Source organism: Priestia sp. FSL W8-0524, from assembly GCF_038005965.1.
GTDB lineage: Bacteria > Bacillota > Bacilli > Bacillales > Bacillaceae_H > Priestia > Priestia zanthoxyli.
Genome location: NZ_JBBOUG010000004.1, coordinates 25144 through 43809, shown reverse-complemented (window position 1 = coordinate 43809; position 18666 = coordinate 25144). Strand labels below are relative to the sequence as shown.

Here is an 18666-nt window from a genome sequence, read left to right as displayed (position 1 = left end):
TTGGTTAAGTCCTCGATCGATTAGTATCAGTCAGCTACACATGTCGCCACGCTTCCACCTCTGACCTATCAACCTGATCATCTTTCAGGGATCTTACTAGCTTGCGCTATGGGAAATCTCATCTTGAGGGGGGCTTCATGCTTAGATGCTTTCAGCACTTATCCCGTCCACACATAGCTACCCAGCGATGCCTTTGGCAAGACAACTGGTACACCAGCGGTGTGTCCATCCCGGTCCTCTCGTACTAAGGACAGCTCCTCTCAAATTTCCTACGCCCACGACGGATAGGGACCGAACTGTCTCACGACGTTCTGAACCCAGCTCGCGTACCGCTTTAATGGGCGAACAGCCCAACCCTTGGGACCGACTACAGCCCCAGGATGCGATGAGCCGACATCGAGGTGCCAAACCTCCCCGTCGATGTGGACTCTTGGGGGAGATAAGCCTGTTATCCCCGGGGTAGCTTTTATCCGTTGAGCGATGGCCCTTCCATGCGGAACCACCGGATCACTAAGCCCGACTTTCGTCCCTGCTCGACTTGTAGGTCTCGCAGTCAAGCTCCCTTGTGCCTTTACACTCTACGAATGATTTCCAACCATTCTGAGGGAACCTTTGGGCGCCTCCGTTACATTTTAGGAGGCGACCGCCCCAGTCAAACTGCCCACCTGACACTGTCTCCCGGCCCGATCAGGGCCGCGGGTTAGAATTTCAATACAGCCAGGGTAGTATCCCACCGACGCCTCCACCGAAGCTAGCGCTCCGGCTTCTCAGGCTCCTACCTATCCTGTACAAGCTGTACCAAAATTCAATATCAGGCTACAGTAAAGCTCCACGGGGTCTTTCCGTCCTGTCGCGGGTAACCTGCATCTTCACAGGTACTATAATTTCACCGAGTCTCTCGTTGAGACAGTGCCCAGATCGTTACGCCTTTCGTGCGGGTCGGAACTTACCCGACAAGGAATTTCGCTACCTTAGGACCGTTATAGTTACGGCCGCCGTTTACTGGGGCTTCGATTCAGAGCTTCTCCCAAAGGATAACCCCTCCTCTTAACCTTCCAGCACCGGGCAGGCGTCAGCCCCTATACTTCGCCTTGCGGCTTCGCAGAGACCTGTGTTTTTGCTAAACAGTCGCCTGGGCCTATTCACTGCGGCTCTCTCGGGCTATACACCCTACCAGAGCACCCCTTCTCCCGAAGTTACGGGGTCATTTTGCCGAGTTCCTTAACGAGAGTTCTCTCGATCACCTTAGGATTCTCTCCTCGCCTACCTGTGTCGGTTTGCGGTACGGGCACCTCCCGCCTCGCTAGAGGCTTTTCTTGGCAGTGTGGAATCAGGAACTTCGGTACTATAATTCCCTCGTCATCACAGCTCAGCCTTTATGATGAGCGGATTTGCCTACTCATCAGCCTAACTGCTTGAACGCGCATATCCAGCAGCGCGCTTACCCTATCCTACTGCGTCCCCCCATTACTCAAACGGCGGGGAGGTGGTACAGGAATATCAACCTGTTGGCCATCGCCTACGCTTTTCAGCCTCGGCTTAGGTCCCGACTAACCCTGAGCGGACGAGCCTTCCTCAGGAAACCTTAGGCATTCGGTGGACAAGATTCTCACTTGTCTTTCGCTACTCATACCGGCATTCTCACTTCTAAGCGCTCCACCAGTCCTTACGGTCTGACTTCGCTGCACTTAGAACGCTCTCCTACCACTGACATCAAAGATGTCAATCCACAGCTTCGGTGATACGTTTAGCCCCGGTACATTTTCGGCGCAGAGTCACTCGACCAGTGAGCTATTACGCACTCTTTAAATGGTGGCTGCTTCTAAGCCAACATCCTGGTTGTCTAAGCAACTCCACATCCTTTTCCACTTAACGTATACTTGGGGACCTTAGCTGGTGGTCTGGGCTGTTTCCCTTTTGACTACGGATCTTATCACTCGCAGTCTGACTCCCATGGATAAGTCTTTGGCATTCGGAGTTTGACTGAATTCGGTAACCCGTTGGGGGCCCCTAGTCCAATCAGTGCTCTACCTCCAAGACTCTCACAACATGAGGCTAGCCCTAAAGCTATTTCGGAGAGAACCAGCTATCTCCAGGTTCGATTGGAATTTCTCCGCTACCCACACCTCATCCCCGCACTTTTCAACGTGCGTGGGTTCGGGCCTCCATTCAGTGTTACCTGAACTTCACCCTGGACATGGGTAGATCACCTGGTTTCGGGTCTACAACCACATACTAAACGCCCTATTCAGACTCGCTTTCGCTACGGCTCCGCCTTATCAGCTTAACCTTGCATGGGATCGTAACTCGCCGGTTCATTCTACAAAAGGCACGCCATCACCCATTAACGGGCTCTGACTACTTGTAGGCACACGGTTTCAGGATCTCTTTCACTCCCCTTCCGGGGTGCTTTTCACCTTTCCCTCACGGTACTGGTTCACTATCGGTCACTAGGTAGTATTTAGCCTTGGGAGATGGTCCTCCCAGCTTCCGACGGAATTTCACGTGTTCCGCCGTACTCAGGATCCACTCAAGAGGGAACGAAGTTTCAACTACAGGGTTGTTACCTTCTTCGACGGACCTTTCCAGGTCGCTTCATTTACTTCGTTCCTTTGTAACTCCGTATAGAGTGTCCTACAACCCCAAGAGGCAAGCCTCTTGGTTTGGGCTAATTCCGTTTCGCTCGCCGCTACTCAGGAAATCGCATTTGCTTTCTCTTCCTCCGGGTACTTAGATGTTTCAGTTCCCCGGGTCTGCCTTCAATATCCTATGTATTCAGATAAAGATACTGTTCCATTACGAACAGTGGGTTTCCCCATTCGGAAATCTCCGGATCAAAGCTCACTTACAGCTCCCCGAAGCATATCGGTGTTAGTCCCGTCCTTCATCGGCTCCTAGTGCCAAGGCATTCACCGTGCGCCCTTTCTAACTTAACCATTAGCGAATAAATGGTACAACATAAAGTTGTGTTATTTATTGGTTTGATTAAAGAAAAGTTTCACTTTTCCTCAGCAATTACTGTTATCTAGTTTTCAAAGAACAATCGCAACCAAAATTCTTCTTATCTAATAAGAAGAAAGTAGTATGCTTTCTATAATTGAGAGATTGAACTCTCAAAACTGAACAAAGTGTCAAAACGTACGTCATGTAAAAATCCTTAGAAAGGAGGTGATCCAGCCGCACCTTCCGATACGGCTACCTTGTTACGACTTCACCCCAATCATCTGTCCCACCTTAGGCGGCTAGCTCCTTACGGTTACTCCACCGACTTCGGGTGTTACAAACTCTCGTGGTGTGACGGGCGGTGTGTACAAGGCCCGGGAACGTATTCACCGCGGCATGCTGATCCGCGATTACTAGCGATTCCAGCTTCATGTAGGCGAGTTGCAGCCTACAATCCGAACTGAGAATGGTTTTATGGGATTGGCTTGACCTCGCGGTCTTGCAGCCCTTTGTACCATCCATTGTAGCACGTGTGTAGCCCAGGTCATAAGGGGCATGATGATTTGACGTCATCCCCACCTTCCTCCGGTTTGTCACCGGCAGTCACCTTAGAGTGCCCAACTAAATGCTGGCAACTAAGATCAAGGGTTGCGCTCGTTGCGGGACTTAACCCAACATCTCACGACACGAGCTGACGACAACCATGCACCACCTGTCACTCTGTCCCCCGAAGGGGAACGCTCTATCTCTAGAGTTGTCAGAGGATGTCAAGACCTGGTAAGGTTCTTCGCGTTGCTTCGAATTAAACCACATGCTCCACCGCTTGTGCGGGCCCCCGTCAATTCCTTTGAGTTTCAGTCTTGCGACCGTACTCCCCAGGCGGAGTGCTTAATGCGTTAGCTGCAGCACTAAAGGGCGGAAACCCTCTAACACTTAGCACTCATCGTTTACGGCGTGGACTACCAGGGTATCTAATCCTGTTTGCTCCCCACGCTTTCGCGCCTCAGCGTCAGTTACAGACCAAAAAGCCGCCTTCGCCACTGGTGTTCCTCCACATCTCTACGCATTTCACCGCTACACGTGGAATTCCGCTTTTCTCTTCTGCACTCAAGTTCCCCAGTTTCCAATGACCCTCCACGGTTGAGCCGTGGGCTTTCACATCAGACTTAAGAAACCGCCTGCGCGCGCTTTACGCCCAATAATTCCGGATAACGCTTGCCACCTACGTATTACCGCGGCTGCTGGCACGTAGTTAGCCGTGGCTTTCTGGTTAGGTACCGTCAAGGTACGAGCAGTTACTCTCGTACTTGTTCTTCCCTAACAACAGAGTTTTACGACCCGAAAGCCTTCATCACTCACGCGGCGTTGCTCCGTCAGACTTTCGTCCATTGCGGAAGATTCCCTACTGCTGCCTCCCGTAGGAGTCTGGGCCGTGTCTCAGTCCCAGTGTGGCCGATCACCCTCTCAGGTCGGCTATGCATCGTTGCCTTGGTGAGCCGTTACCTCACCAACTAGCTAATGCACCGCGGGCCCATCTGTAAGTGATAGCCGAAACCATCTTTCAATCATCTCCCATGAAGGAGAAGATCCTATCCGGTATTAGCTTCGGTTTCCCGAAGTTATCCCAGTCTTACAGGCAGGTTGCCCACGTGTTACTCACCCGTCCGCCGCTAACGTCATAGAAGCAAGCTTCTAATCAGTTCGCTCGACTTGCATGTATTAGGCACGCCGCCAGCGTTCATCCTGAGCCAGGATCAAACTCTCCGAAGAAATGTTTGACTTGCTCAATTAAAAAATAAAATTTAACGTTGACGTTTGTCGCTTTGTTCAGTTTTCAAAGTTCAACCGTTGCTCTTAAGTAACTTTAAAATAATATCAAGTTATCAACTTGTTGTCAACAACTTTTTTAAAAAATTAAACAGCATCTCTTTAAACGACGCTTTATAATAATAACCTTCTTTTAATATAAAAATCAATAGTTTTTTAATTTTTATATTAAAATATTATATAAAAATTAAATTATGCAAATTAGGATATAACTTAAAATTAGAATTCCAATGCGTTGGTGTTCGATTATTTATTTAAAACAATGAAGTTAAGGTACCATACCCATTAGTAAGCATGATAAAACAAAAAAAGCAAAAAGATTAATCTTTTTGCTCTAAATTAACTATTCTCTAAATTAAGGTGAAAACGATTAGCGTTTAGAATGGCAAGGTATATTAGGTACACAACGCGGAACGTCAGGTATACATCTTGGTATCTGTGGCATACAGTTTGGCACTTTAGGTAGACAATGCGGTATCTGTGGCATATAACGTGGAACATCTGGTATACATCTAGACATCATTTTAGTCCCTCTTTTCAATGTTGATTGATTTATTATATGTATAGATCTAAGGACAAGCTTGTACGCTTGTCCAATATCATAGAAATTTTTCTAGTTTAATATGTTAACTGAGATAAAAATAAACTTAGCGTGATTTCCTAAATCATATAACCTTTCCAATGATAAAAATTTCTTTTCTAAAGCACCATAGAAACGCTACCTTTAGCGCCTTCAACACCCTTGGCATATATTTTCAAGTGACTAGATAACTTACCCAAGAGTTTGTCCTATTCCCACATATACTAACATTAGAAATCCAGCTTTTATTAGGAGTGAAATATATGTCAACACCGTTAACAGGACGAGTAATCTTTAAGGGAGACCCTGGCTATCAACAAGCGCTTAAGAACTGGAATCCTTATGTTGATGTCTGTCCTCTTGTCTTTGTTTTTGCACAAAATTCTTATGATATCAGTAATGCTATTAAATGGGCTCAGAAAAATAAAGTACCTTTACGTGTCAGAAGCGGTCGCCATGCTTTAGATAAGAACCTTTCAGTAGTAAGTGGAGGAATTGTTATTGATGTAAGTGGTATGAATAGAGTTTGCCTTGATAAAAAAAGCGAGATGGCAACGGTTCAAACTGGAATTCACGTGGGCCCACTTGTAAAAATGCTAGCTAGAGAAGGATTTATGGCTCCGTTTGGAGATAGCCCCACTGTTGGAATTGGAGGAATTACAATGGGAGGAGGATTTGGAGTACTCTCACGATCAATTGGTCTTATAAGCGATAATCTTCTTTCCCTAGAAACAGTGGATGCCAAAGGCAAGATTCTTCAAGCAAATCAAACTTGTAATAAGGACTTATTTTGGGCTTCTAGAGGTGGTGGTGGCGGGAACTTTGGATATAATACCGAATACACGTTTAAAGTTCATCGTGCTCCTAAAACTGCCACCGTCTTCAATATTATTTGGCCATGGGATCAATTAGAAACGGTATTTAAAACTTGGCAGCAATGGGCACCGTTTGTAGACGAACGATTAGGATGCATACTGGAAATTTACAGCAAAGTAAATGGTTTGTGTCATGCCGAAGGGATTTTCCTAGGTTCAAAAAAAGAACTAACTAAATTGTTAAAGCCTTTACTAAATGCTGGAAACCCAAAACAAACAGTTATAGAAACATTGTCCTATCCGGACGCTATAGACTTCTTAGACCCTGATGAGCCAATCCCTGGTAGATCTGATCAAAGTGTTAAATTTTCATCGGCTTGGGGACTCGATCTGTGGTCTGAAGAGCCTATTTCAGTCATGAAGAAGTTTTTAGAAGAAGCCACTGGCACAGAAGCTAATTTCTTTTTCATAAACTGGGGTGGTGCTCTAAGCAGAGTAGCAAGTGATGAAACAGCCTTCTTTTGGCGCCGTCCATTGTTTTATACAGAATGGACAGCCAGTTGGGAAAATAAATCCCAAGAAGCTGCCAACATTGCATCAGTTGAAAAAGTACGTCAGCTGATGAAACCATATGTAAAAGGGTCGTATGTTAATGTTCCAGACCAAAATATTGAAAAGTTCGGGAAGGCATATTATGGTTCAAACTTCGCAAGACTTCGAGAAATAAAGGCTAAATATGATCCTGAAAATCTATTTCATTTTCCTCAAAGTATCCCACCATCTTGCTAATTACTCAAACTTCAATCAAGCTTTAACCTATATCCCTGAATATTTAAACCATTAGATCTTTTAACTAAAAACACCTTTTGTATATTTAAAAGTAAACACTATCGTATCACAATAGCCACCAGTCCTAGTATAAAAAGCTCTTTTTACTACATATAGGCTTTTTCATATTGCAGCTTGCCTACCTGTGAATACACTATTATTAATGAGGAAAAGTTCATTTACTCTCGCCTTCTCCCTAACTTATTAGAAAAGAGGTGATCCAAATAAAGAGGTATACTTCTCACCATAACAAAAAAGCTAATTGCAGCTTAAAAAATAAAAAGAAACAAAAAGAAAAAAACTGTACCTATATCAGCATTTATATCTATAACCATGCAGAAACTGGAGGACAGATTAGTGGTAACCATAGTCAGAATGCGAACCAGGGCAGTCAAATCGCGAACCGCAGTGGACAAAATGCGAACCAAGACGGTGTAATTATTAAAGAATGTGGAATAAAAAATAAAAGTGCTAAAGTAAAAAAGGTCAATCTTGAAGATAAAATGAAGAACAAACAATTCTAATAATATCTAGTAAAATCCCTCTAAATCTAAAATATGAAGTGTATAGAAAAGGTGATTACAATACAAACGTATTATATGAAATATAATGCTAAAAATGGTCTATATTATGTAGACAAGTCCTTCCCACAGAAAAAGAAGAAGAGAAGTATAAGTATTAATACCCCAGCGGAAACAGCCAGTAAAAACTCTAATTCCAAAATAGCTACTCATGCTTATAACGTAGGAAGAGGATTAAAAAATACTGAGATAATTTCTTCAAGGATAATTATAATAGATGGTGGTATGAAGTTTTAGCTTTTACAAAAACTCTATTTTATGTAAGGGCTTAAAAGAGATTTCGTATAATAATTTTCTCTTAAAGTCCTTATTTTCAATTATAAAAAACGATTAAACGAAATTGATTAAATAGTACAAGCCTTTGCTTAAAACTTACATATAATAAATTAAATATAGATTCATATAATCTGTATTTAATTTGATATAGCAAGGGGGACACTGCATATGATTCCAGAGGTTTTGAGAATTCTTGATCCTGGTACACCGATTGCAAGCGTACTTTTAAGTGGTACTCAAATTAATAACGTTATTTTTTCAAGCTTTGATGAGGCAAGATCTTTAGCTTATTTCGCTACTTCAGCAGGAGTAATTGTTTTAGACGCTGCAGAAATCCAAGGTCTGCAAACAGCTTAATTATCTAAATTAGGACAAGCATTTAGTAGGGAAGCTTGAGATTATGCTTCCCTATTGTCTAAATATATACTAGATACAACTTCAGGAGATATAACTATTCGTTTAGAATAAAACGAAGGTTGTAGACGTAAAGGTTCTAACACGAAATTAACCCCCTAATATATAGATTTTCTATACACCTTATATTCACCAACTATTTTCCAAATCCCATAATAAAAATAGAGCTTCCAATTATAAGGAAGTTCTATTTTTATGTATATAATCAATTCCCTTAAAATCTTTCCAATCAACTCAATAATCAAAGATTTGCTGAAGAATGTCTTGATTCTTTGTTTAAATAAAGACTTTGTCCAAACCCTTTTAATAAGTCGTGAATATTCTATAAAAAGTGTTATTTTCAGGAGGGAACAAATGTTTAATTTATTAGCAATTCCTTTATCTGTTTCTATTATTATACTTCTATTCTATGCAGTAGAATATCTCGTCAAAATTTCAAAACAAAAACGGGTAGAAAAGATAAAAATCCAGCGCCTAAAAAATTCATCGCAACTATTTAGAATTAATAATGAAGCTATTAATAATGCAGACGCAGCTAATAACTTTCAAGATTCAACCCAAATTATTGTGAAATTTAAAGACGGAATCTGTTTTAAAAAGCAGAAGGATATTCACCGTAAAAATAAATGTATACTTGTACATCACAACAAAGATCTTGACTTCCAGGTCTTACGTTCCAATAAAAAAATTGATAAGTTGATTAAACTCTACAGTGAATTAAATGAAGTGGAATACGTGGAACCAGACTATACGTATAAAACCTCCTATACCCCCAACGACCCCTTTTTCCCTTATCAATACAGTCCTCAAAAAGTACAAGCCCCTGATGCCTGGGATGTTACTACTAGTAACGGAAATATAAAAATTGCTATTGTGGACACAGGAATTCAACTAAATCACCCTGAACTATCTATTAAGCTTTGGCCTGGCTACAATTTTGTAGATGGCAATCTAGTACCCAACGACGGTAATGGACACGGAACTCACGTAGCAGGCATAGCAGCAGCCCTTACAGAAAATGGTTTAGGAATTGCTGGAATGGCTCCATCGGCGTCACTAATACCCGTTCGGGCTCTTGACAACAGTGGAAATGGTCTTTTAAGCAATATCGCAAATGCAATTACCTATTCAACGAATGCAGGAGCAAAAGTTATTAACTTAAGCCTAGGTTCAACCCAAAGTTCAATTACTTTAGAGAATGCAGTTAATTACGCTTGGAACCAAGGATTAGTAGTTATAGCTGCAGCAGGAAATGAAGCTTCTAGTACTCCAACATACCCAGCTGCTTATCAAAATGTAATCGCTGTGGCCTCCACAGATAACAACGATCAAAAATCTGATTTTTCCAACTTCGGAACTTGGGTAGATGTAGCTGCCCCAGGTTCAACAATTTTGTCTACTTATATAAACAGCTATTACGCATATCTAAGCGGTACTTCTATGGCAGCTCCACATGTTGCCGGACTTGCAGCCTTACTAGCAGCTCAAGGAAAAACCAATCTTCAAATTAGAACTGCTATTCAATCCACCTGCGACGTGGTGCCAGGAACAGGATCATACTGGATTTATGGAAGAATTAATGCAAATCGAGCAGTTCGCCTTTAAAGAATTGATCTATTACGGCTGTCAACAATTTTATTCAACACAAATCTATAAAGGTTATAAAAAGCACTGAAAACCCGATTATCAGTGCCTTCTATATTACAAGAGAAAATTAACCGATCACCATGTACGTGTGTGTCTTCTAAATAAATCTATTGACCAAATACATGTATATCAAAATTTAAATACTAGGAGGATTAAATTGAACCTACAAGATATTAAGGGACAATACGATGTCATAATCAGTTTAGGTAGTGCTTGTAACCCTGCACTACAACTGAATCGATTAAATTTGCGAAGTTTTACCTCAAGTCCACTTGACTGGAGCTATTCTCCATATCTTTCAGACGTAAATAGACTACTTCAAAATAGATTTAATGGATTTATGCAGATTGAGAACATGAGTTTAGTAGATGACAGCGGAGATTATGTATATTTTAATGATAAAATGCTTAGATTTCCTAATCAAAATCTATATAAATCAACTAAATCTTACATTATACAGGATACTCACTACAATATCTTCTCAGCTCATGATTTTGCTATAGTTCCTAATAAAGATTGGACTGATATGTATCCGAAATTCAAAAAAAATCTTAATTACAGAATTAACAGGTTTATGAAAAAAATGATGAACAGTAAATCAATTTTATTTATAAGATGGGGAGCTAAATCTGAGGAAGCAATTGAATTGCAAAAAACCTTATCCTCTCTCACAGCAGCGCAGCTTAGAATACTTATCCTTAATCCCATAGACGGTATACAGAACCCTACCGAAGTTGAATGGGAAATCGATAATGTATGTATAGTTAACGTACCACACGACCCAAACAATATTTCGACTTGGGACTATCTTCTAGATGGGATATCACTACGTCACTAGAGGGGCGCCACATAGAAATCTCTCCCCTTCAGTCCCAGTGTCTTTTTAACTAAGACTTTCTTATAAATATATAGTTACTTTGTCCAATCAAATGTACAAGGTTTAGCATTTACTATAATAGAATTGCTAAATAAAAAGGGATGATTATATTGAATTTACAGGATATTAAAGGATCTTATGACTTAATGCTAGGGCTAGGTAGTTGGTGTGGCCCCTCCCTTAATTTAAGAAGACACAATTGGAGAAGGTTTTCATTCCCTCTAGACTGGATGATATCTAATTCAATTGCTGATGTCAGTAGGTTGTTAAAAAATAGATTTGGTGGATTTATGGACCTTGAAAACCTGCAGCGAACTGATGGATATGCTCATTTTCTTGATGACGGTGTCGCAATTTTCCCTGAAGAAGGTGGAACAGAACCAGTTAATGCTCATTTTATTCACGATATGCATTATAATATTATTTCTGTTCATGATTTTCCTATTATTCCAAATGTAGACTGGACCGTAATGTATCCCTCTTATAAAGAGAAGCTAAATCAACGTATAACGAGATTTTTCGAAAAAATTGAGAATAGCCCTTCTGTTTTATTTATTAGATGGGGAGCAGCTACTCCAGAAGAAGCGATAGAATTAAAAACCACATTATCGGAATTAGTAAACGGTCCATTTAATATACTACTACTTCAACCTTTAGACGGATTAAAAGGCGTAATAGATATGAACTGGACAATTGATGGAATTTGTTCAGTTCAAGTACCTCTAGACAACCCAAATGATGAAGCTGTTTGGGACTATGTGCTAAACGGATTAAGTCTAACTAATTTTTGGGCGTAATTCCCCCAACTATTTTCATACAATATTACGTAATAAAAATAAGAAAAGACCTTGTTTCTTTTTAAAAAGGAAACAAGGTCTTTTCTTATTTTTAAAACCCTGTATTTACTCTTTAACTATTCACATTTGACAGCTTAAAATATAAAATTTTATCCCCTGGGAGAGAACTTATAAATAAAGATTTAGACATCAAACCACAAGCAAGCAGCCTTTATTCTTATTGATTTACAGAGAAGAGCTTATTATTTTAGACTTATCACTTTTTATTGGGAAGATTAATAGATTAGCCTATAGCAAGAAAAAAGGAAAAGCATATTTTAATAAATAAGGGGCCGAATGCGCATTAGGAGAGGGTAATTATGCTTATAAATAAGGTGAATAGGGTGTGTAAAAAATGAAAGTTATGACTATTTTGGGTACAAGGCCCGAAATTATACGTTTAAGCCTCATTATTAAAAAGTTAGATGAGTATGCTTCACAGCACGTTTTAGTGCATACAGGACAAAATTTCACTCCTTCATTAAGTGAGGTATTTTTTCAAGAGTTAAACATACGCAAACCAGACTATATATTGGCTAATCAGCAGCTCTCATTAGGTGAACAGTTATCGAAGATGTATAAAGAGCTCGAACAGCTATTTTTAAAAGAAAAGCCGGACAAAGTTTTAATATTAGGCGATACTAATAGTGGTTTAAGCGCAATTCTAGCAGAAAGAATGGGTATATCAGTCATTCATATGGAGGCTGGAAACCGTTGTTTTGATTTAGAAGTGCCAGAAGAAAAAAACCGCCGGATTATCGATGCAATCTCAAGCTTCAATCTACCCTATACTCCTCAAAGTAAAGAAAATTTAATTAAAGAAGGTATCCCCTCAAATCGTATTATTACTTCTGGAAATCCAATTAACGAAGTTTTAAAACATTATGAACCTGCTATAAAAAAAAGCAGCATTCTTGAGAAACTGTCCTTAAAAGAAAATGACTACTTTCTGGTTACAGCCCATCGTGCGGAAAATGTAGATCATGAAGATCGACTGTTGGAAATCATGAAAGGCATCAATATGGTAGCTGAGTTTTACCAAAAGAGAATAATATGTAGTATTCATCCTCGTACTAAATCTCGAATAGAAAATATTTCACTGCTAGAAGTCCATCCGTTAGTAGAATTTCATGAGCCTTTTGGTTTTTTCGATTTCGTAAATTTAGAAAAAAATGCTTTTTGTGTCTTAACAGACAGCGGAACAGTTCAAGAAGAATGCTGTTTGTTTTATGTTCCTACGGTAACTATTCGTAAAACAACTGAAAGACCAGAAACCATTCAATGTGGAAGTAACATGCTGTCAGGAATAGATGCTAACCAAATCTTGACTTGTGTTCATGTAATGGTGAACCAATTAAAAAATTGGTCTTACCCTGAAGGATATGGTGATGTAAATGTTTCAGACAAGGTAATTAAAGTTGTACTAGGAGGAATGAAAGGTGTTTAATAATAAGACAATTTTAGTAACAGGTGGCACAGGTTCTTGGGGATATGAACTTGTTAAGCAACTACTAACACATAACCCTAAAGAAATACGTATTTTTTCGAGGAATGAATCAAATCAATTTACCATGAAACAAGAATTTGATAACCATCCTAAATTGAATTTTATTATTGGAGACATTAAAGAAAGAGAAGCGCTAATTGAAGCATGCCAAGGCGTCAATTATATTTTTCACTTAGCTGCTTTAAAACATGTTCCGGTATGTGAAGATCAACCAATTGAAGCCTTAAAAACCAACGTACATGGTACTCAAAATGTAATAGACGCAGCAATAAGCTGTGATGTAGATAGAGTAGTTTATATTTCCACTGATAAAGCGTCAAATCCAGCTAATTTTTACGGTTTATCAAAAGCAATGGGGGAAAGATTAATCATTCACGCTAACACATTAAATACTAAAACTAAATTTGTTTGTATACGTGGAGGAAACGTTCTAGGAACTAACGGAAGCGTTATTCATGTATTCAAGAAACAAATTCAAGAAAAAGGGAAAATCGGTATTACTGACCCTGGTATGACTCGTTTCTTTTTAACATTAGAGGATGCGATAAAGCTGGTTTTTAAAGCCACATTTGAAAGTCTAGGTGGGGAAATATTCGTCATGAAAATGCCTACTTGTCGAATTATTGACTTAGCAAATGTACTAATAGAAGCTTCTGGAAAAGACAAGATTGAAATTGAAATATTAGGTATAAGACCTGGAGAAAAAATTCACGAGCTTCTGTTATCCGAATATGAAAGCGCAACAACTGTTACTTATGATGATGAGTATTATGTGATTCTACCTCCAATTTATATTAAAGGCTTAAAAGAATATTATTCAAACTATGCTCAAGTAAACTTAGAAAAATATGATTCAAGTAAACAAGTGATTAGTAAAGAGGAAATTAGAGAGATGTTGCTGAAAGGCGGGTTTATTTAAATGAAAGTACTAATTCTTGGTGGAAAAGGAATGGCAGGGCATGTAATTACTAAATATTTTATACAGCATACAAATCATGATGTTTTCTGTACATCAAGAGACCCGAAAGATAAAGATGCTATTTACTTGGACGTAACTGACTTTAAGCATGTTGAAGAGACTATAGAATCTATTAAGCCCCATGTCCTCATTAATTGTATCGGAATTTTAAATGAACACGCTAGTCATAATCCGATGCGTGCTTTTCAGGTAAACAGCCTACTCCCACATCAGTTGGCTAAATTTGTTGAACGTCATCAAGGAAAATTAATTCATATCAGTACAGATTGTGTTTTTTCAGGGGCAAGAGGAGATTATACAGAACATGATGTTCCAGATGGTACCTCTGTATATGCTCAATCTAAACAGCTTGGTGAAATTATTGACGAAAAACATTTAACAATCCGCACCTCTATAATAGGACCTGAGTTAAAGGAGAATGGCATTGGCTTATTTCTGTGGTTTATGAAACAAAAGGGTACCATTAAAGGTTATAAAAAAGCATTATGGAATGGAGTAACAACATTAGAATTAGCTAAATCGATTGACTTCTTCTTAGAAAACAATACTTCCGGACTCTATCATTTGCACTCACCGAAAAAAATATCAAAGTTTGCATTACTAGAATTAATTAAAGATGTCTTTAAAAAAGATGATGTCAAAATTATTCCTAATCAAGATGTAATATTGGATCGTACTATTATTAGTACTCGGACAGATCTTTGTTATCCAACTCCTAGTTACCAACAGATGTTAATGGAGCTGAAAGAGTGGATGTCAAAATAAATAGCACTAACTATAAGTAAAAGAAAAACATGATAAAATGAGAAGCACTAAAAATGATTTCTCCTTTATTGTATTATGATAAACAGATAATAAAATTCATTGTATACTTCTACAAGAATAAGAATAGACAGCTAGACTATTTCTATAAAAATAGCTTAGCTGTCTATTCTTATTCTAATTTATAGTAAAATGAAAATAAAGTTACATTAGAGATTAGACTCAGCTTTTTCAATGTGCTCAGGTATCACGTATACAGTAAGACCGTAGCGTTCTTTTATTTCCTTTGCAACTTGTTCTGCTATAATCTTATCAATAAATGCTCCTGTTATAATTCGATAACGTTGCTTTCCAGTTATATCGTATCCTTGTTTCAACTCTATTTGTTTATTATCCATATCCTTTCCCCCCTTATCCGGTTAACAAATTAATTTTTTTAACATTGACTTTTATATAGGCACCTCGAAAAGCACCTTAACCTTCGCAAGGAAAAGTTTTTTGCACTGTATCCATTTCAATTAATACAACTTGTCCATTAGTATTGTATAGAAGCGATATGTATAGAAAATATTAAACAAGCTTCAAGAGGCAAGTGAGTACATACACCAAGTAAGTGTGATGGAGGTTTTCTTCCCATTCAAATCTCCTAAGGATATCATTTAAAAAACATAACCTTTCATAAATACATTAAAGGGAGACCTAACGTACTTATAAAAGGGAAACACCATCAAGTATCCTTTTCCAATAATGATTATTTGCGTTCCATTTATCTTGATTGGGTAATTCAATAGCACAAACTTTATTTAGCGACCACTCTTTTTCAACTAAATCATTCACATCTGTATGATTAATAATCAGAATGCTAAAGTCACTTTCAATCATAGTAGATAAAATGCTCTCAAGCTCTGCAGCTTCTTCACGATTAGCTTCCGTTCTAATAAACAGAATACGCTGACCGGTAGATAAATTCTCTAAAAACCGTTGAATTCTTCTATCGTACTTCTCTTTAACCTCCCCGTATCCTCCTAAGTGAGAAAGTGTATTTTTATCAGTCTTAAAATCGTGGTTAAACCCTATATTATAAATTTCATCCCACACTAATAAATCCCACTCAGATACATACTGGATTATCCTTAAATTATCCGGGTTTAAAAAGTCAGCAAACTGATTTTTCAAAAGCATGTTTACCTTTTTCAGATCCGGTGAAGATACCCAATCCAAAATTCCCGCAAAGTTTCTTAAGTTATTGTCTCTCAGTTGAAGAGATGTCAAACATAAATCGCCTAAACTAAAAATGGCGCTATATGCCCCTTTTAGATCTTCTAGTTTCATATGGGTTGCTCCTTAAAGGATCTTATTGTACAAGACTATACAATATTAAATGCAGGCCTATCCTAAAATGTTAGGGCTAATGAGCATATAGTTAATAAAATAGACAACTATACAACTATTTAAGAAGTGTAGAAAAGCTTAAATACTAAGCTTTTTTTATAGAGAAAGTATATGTTTCCTTTAACCCATCTAAAACAGATACTCTTGAAGACCATTCTAATAGCTTCTGTGCTTTCTCACTGTCAAGACAACTATGTTTGATATCCCCAGGTCTTCCTTCCGTATAAACAGCATCAATATTAGAACCATGAATATACTCAAGATTTTTTAATAAATCGTTCACTGAAGTTTTCTTTGTAGTGCTGGCGTGAACAACCTCTTGGTTCCCCTTTTTAATTGCTGCAATATTAGCTTGAACAATATCTTTTACATATATAAAATCACGTGTCTGTTCCCCATCACCATGAATATTAAAGGAAAGCCCTTTGCTCAACCTTTCTAAAAACACTGCTACTACTCCGCCTTCTCCTTTTGGCGTTTGCCGTGGCCCATATACATTTCCGTATCGAAGAATTGTATACGGCAAATTATACAAATAATGAAATAGACGTATATACGATTCAGCAGCTAGTTTCGAAAGACCGTAATAAGAAGCTGGCACAGTTGCATCTTGTTCAGTAATTAATTCCTTTTGTAGATTTCCATACACAGCTGAAGTAGAGGCAAATATAAACTTACCTACCGAAGCATCTCTACAGGCTTCCAGCAAATTTATAGTTCCTTTTATGTTCACATCTGCGTCATATTGAGGCGATTGGATAGATCGTGAAACATCTGCCTGAGCAGCTAAGTGAAAGACTACGTCAGGCTTTTCATCTAGAATGATTTGTTTAGCTTTATCACTACATATATCTTCTATATGAAAAGTAGCAAGAGGGTGTATATTATCATACTTTCCAGAAATTAAGTTATCAATTATGTGGACATTAAAGCCTTGTCTAATGAGCTCTTCTACAAGATGGGAACCAATAAATCCCGCCCCACCAGTTACTACAGCCTTCATATACTATTCTCTCCTCTTTAAAGTTTTAATAGTATATGTCACCTATAGGGCTCCTGTATAAGCTACCTACCCAATAGTTTCCAAAAAATACATTTAGCTTCCTTTTCGATATATTTACATCTCACTCTTATGTGAAAGCACCTCTTTATAAACATCTAGAACTTTTTGAACTGCATCTTTCTGATCCCAATGTTTTAAAGCCCATTCTTGTGCATTGGCTCCTAAAGTGCTTCTATATGCTGAATCTGTTAGCAAATTATAAAGATTTTCACATAACGATGTGGCATCACCTGCCGGGAAAATTAAGCCTGTAGATCCATGCTGAACCATTTCAGGTAATCCCCCTGCGTCACTTACTATTACTGGTTTTTTAGCAATCTGAGCTTCAATAACTGATAAAGGTTGATTCTCTATAAGACTTGGCAAAACAAAAATGTTAGCAAGAGAGAGTAAAGAAGGCACATCGTTTCTATTACCTAAAAATAAAACCCTCTTACCTAAACCGAGCGCTCTACTCTGAGCCTTCAACTCAGCTTTTTGATCTCCATCTCCAACGATCCAGCAGACCCAGCCTTTCTTAATTTTTTTGAGTTCACTGAGAGCCTCTAATAGATGATGAATACCTTTAATTTCAGCTAATCTCCCTGTATAAATAATTACTTGTTGACCAACTGGTGGATGAACCTTAGATGGTGTTTGCATTCGCTTTAAAAAAGAATCTATATCATATCCGTAATGAAACACTTTAAGTTGATGCTCATTAACCCTAAATTCCTGAATTAAAATTTCCTTTAACCAACGATTTGCAACTATAGTACAATCAGCAGCCATAGCACCTGTATGTTCAAGTTCATTAAAATATTTAGTAGCTATATCAGCTGTAGGAGCCTTCAGAATGTCTTTGATGTAGCGATTTAACTCGTGAGCAACACAACCATGTATAGTTGCTACCACCGGCGTTTTTACACTCTTTAAGGAACGAATACACGCAGTTGCTACAACGTCTTGTGTGTGAATTAAATCATATTGGTTGATATTTAACCGAGAAACACCTCTTGTATAACCAATACGTTCTTTTTCATAAAATTTCACTACTGGATCTTTATATAGAATAGGAGTATTTTTCTCATGTTGTTCCAATTCTTCTACTAATGATAGTTCATCTTTAATTACCTCTATATTTTTATTAACAATATGAACTGATTTATTTCCAAGTCCATGTCCAAGTAAATCTACTTCATGACCTAACCCTTCAAGTTCTTGCTTTAATTGCTGCATATAATTCCAAACTCCACCTACATGGGGAACTTCCCAAAATGTAGCAAGCAGTATTTTCATTATGTTCTCTCCTCTTCCCATAGCATTCACGTTCTAAAAGTCTCTCTATATAGGTATTCAT

12 protein-coding genes and 2 rRNA genes are annotated in these 18666 nt (G+C 38.5%); 8 read left to right on the top strand and 6 right to left on the bottom strand.

The genetic code is table 11. The annotated features are described in order from the left end of the window. Positions 1 to 2936: ribosomal RNA gene (locus NST66_RS28520) — 23S ribosomal RNA — on the bottom strand. Positions 2937 to 3161: 225 nt separating this feature from the next. Then, a 16S ribosomal RNA gene (locus tag NST66_RS28515) occupies positions 3162 to 4713 on the bottom strand. The 16S and 23S rRNA genes sit together here, the layout of an rRNA operon. 900 nt (positions 4714 to 5613) lie before the next feature. On the opposite strand from NST66_RS28515, the gene NST66_RS28510 reads away from it, so the two are divergent. The 8 genes from NST66_RS28510 to NST66_RS28475 all read left to right on the top strand — a co-directional run bounded on the left by NST66_RS28510 (position 5614) and on the right by NST66_RS28475 (position 14875). Then, positions 5614 to 6954, top strand: a complete 1341-nt coding sequence (locus tag NST66_RS28510; RefSeq protein ID WP_098627421.1) for an FAD-binding oxidoreductase — start codon at positions 5614 to 5616, stop codon at positions 6952 to 6954. 1064 nt (positions 6955 to 8018) lie between these two features. Then, the gene (locus NST66_RS28505) at positions 8019 to 8207 is read left to right on the top strand and encodes a hypothetical protein (RefSeq protein WP_098627424.1); all 189 of its coding nucleotides are present in this window, start codon (positions 8019 to 8021) and stop codon (positions 8205 to 8207) included. A gap of 411 nt (positions 8208 to 8618) precedes the next feature. Further along, positions 8619 to 9869, top strand: coding sequence for a S8 family peptidase (locus NST66_RS28500; protein ID WP_098627425.1), 1251 nt, complete (start codon positions 8619 to 8621; stop codon positions 9867 to 9869). A 199-nt stretch (positions 9870 to 10068) separates the two neighbouring features. After that, complete coding sequence (locus NST66_RS28495) at positions 10069 to 10749, top strand: DUF1796 family putative cysteine peptidase (RefSeq protein ID WP_310876641.1); 681 nt, start codon at positions 10069 to 10071, stop codon at positions 10747 to 10749. A 140-nt stretch (positions 10750 to 10889) separates the two neighbouring features. Beyond that, positions 10890 to 11585 (top strand): DUF1796 family putative cysteine peptidase, encoded by a 696-nt coding sequence (locus tag NST66_RS28490; protein ID WP_340843868.1) that lies wholly within the window; start codon positions 10890 to 10892, stop codon positions 11583 to 11585. A 394-nt stretch (positions 11586 to 11979) separates the two neighbouring features. Then, positions 11980 to 13071: a non-hydrolyzing UDP-N-acetylglucosamine 2-epimerase gene (gene wecB / locus NST66_RS28485; protein ID WP_098627428.1), complete on the top strand. Its 1092-nt coding sequence runs from the start codon at positions 11980 to 11982 to the stop codon at positions 13069 to 13071. After that, positions 13064 to 14050: a polysaccharide biosynthesis protein gene (locus NST66_RS28480; RefSeq protein WP_098627429.1), complete on the top strand. Its 987-nt coding sequence runs from the start codon at positions 13064 to 13066 to the stop codon at positions 14048 to 14050. Before wecB ends, NST66_RS28480 begins: the two co-directional genes overlap by 8 nt. Further along, positions 14051 to 14875: a dTDP-4-dehydrorhamnose reductase family protein gene (locus tag NST66_RS28475; RefSeq protein ID WP_310876642.1), complete on the top strand. Its 825-nt coding sequence runs from the start codon at positions 14051 to 14053 to the stop codon at positions 14873 to 14875. A 206-nt stretch (positions 14876 to 15081) separates the two neighbouring features. Here NST66_RS28475 and NST66_RS28470 read toward each other — a convergent pair whose 3' ends face one another. From NST66_RS28470 to NST66_RS28455, 4 genes are all read right to left on the bottom strand, one after another. Beyond that, the gene (locus NST66_RS28470) at positions 15082 to 15270 is read right to left on the bottom strand and encodes an SPOR domain-containing protein (protein WP_098627431.1); all 189 of its coding nucleotides are present in this window, start codon (positions 15268 to 15270) and stop codon (positions 15082 to 15084) included. Positions 15271 to 15580: 310 nt separating this feature from the next. Then, positions 15581 to 16204 (bottom strand): DUF1796 family putative cysteine peptidase, encoded by a 624-nt coding sequence (locus NST66_RS28465; protein ID WP_310876643.1) that lies wholly within the window; start codon positions 16202 to 16204, stop codon positions 15581 to 15583. A 145-nt stretch (positions 16205 to 16349) separates the two neighbouring features. Then, positions 16350 to 17267, bottom strand: a complete 918-nt coding sequence (locus NST66_RS28460) for an NAD-dependent epimerase/dehydratase family protein (RefSeq protein ID WP_310876644.1) — start codon at positions 17265 to 17267, stop codon at positions 16350 to 16352. Positions 17268 to 17381: 114 nt separating this feature from the next. Continuing rightward, the gene (locus tag NST66_RS28455; protein WP_098627434.1) at positions 17382 to 18605 is read right to left on the bottom strand and encodes a glycosyltransferase family 4 protein; all 1224 of its coding nucleotides are present in this window, start codon (positions 18603 to 18605) and stop codon (positions 17382 to 17384) included. Positions 18606 to 18666: the final 61 nt, after the last annotated feature.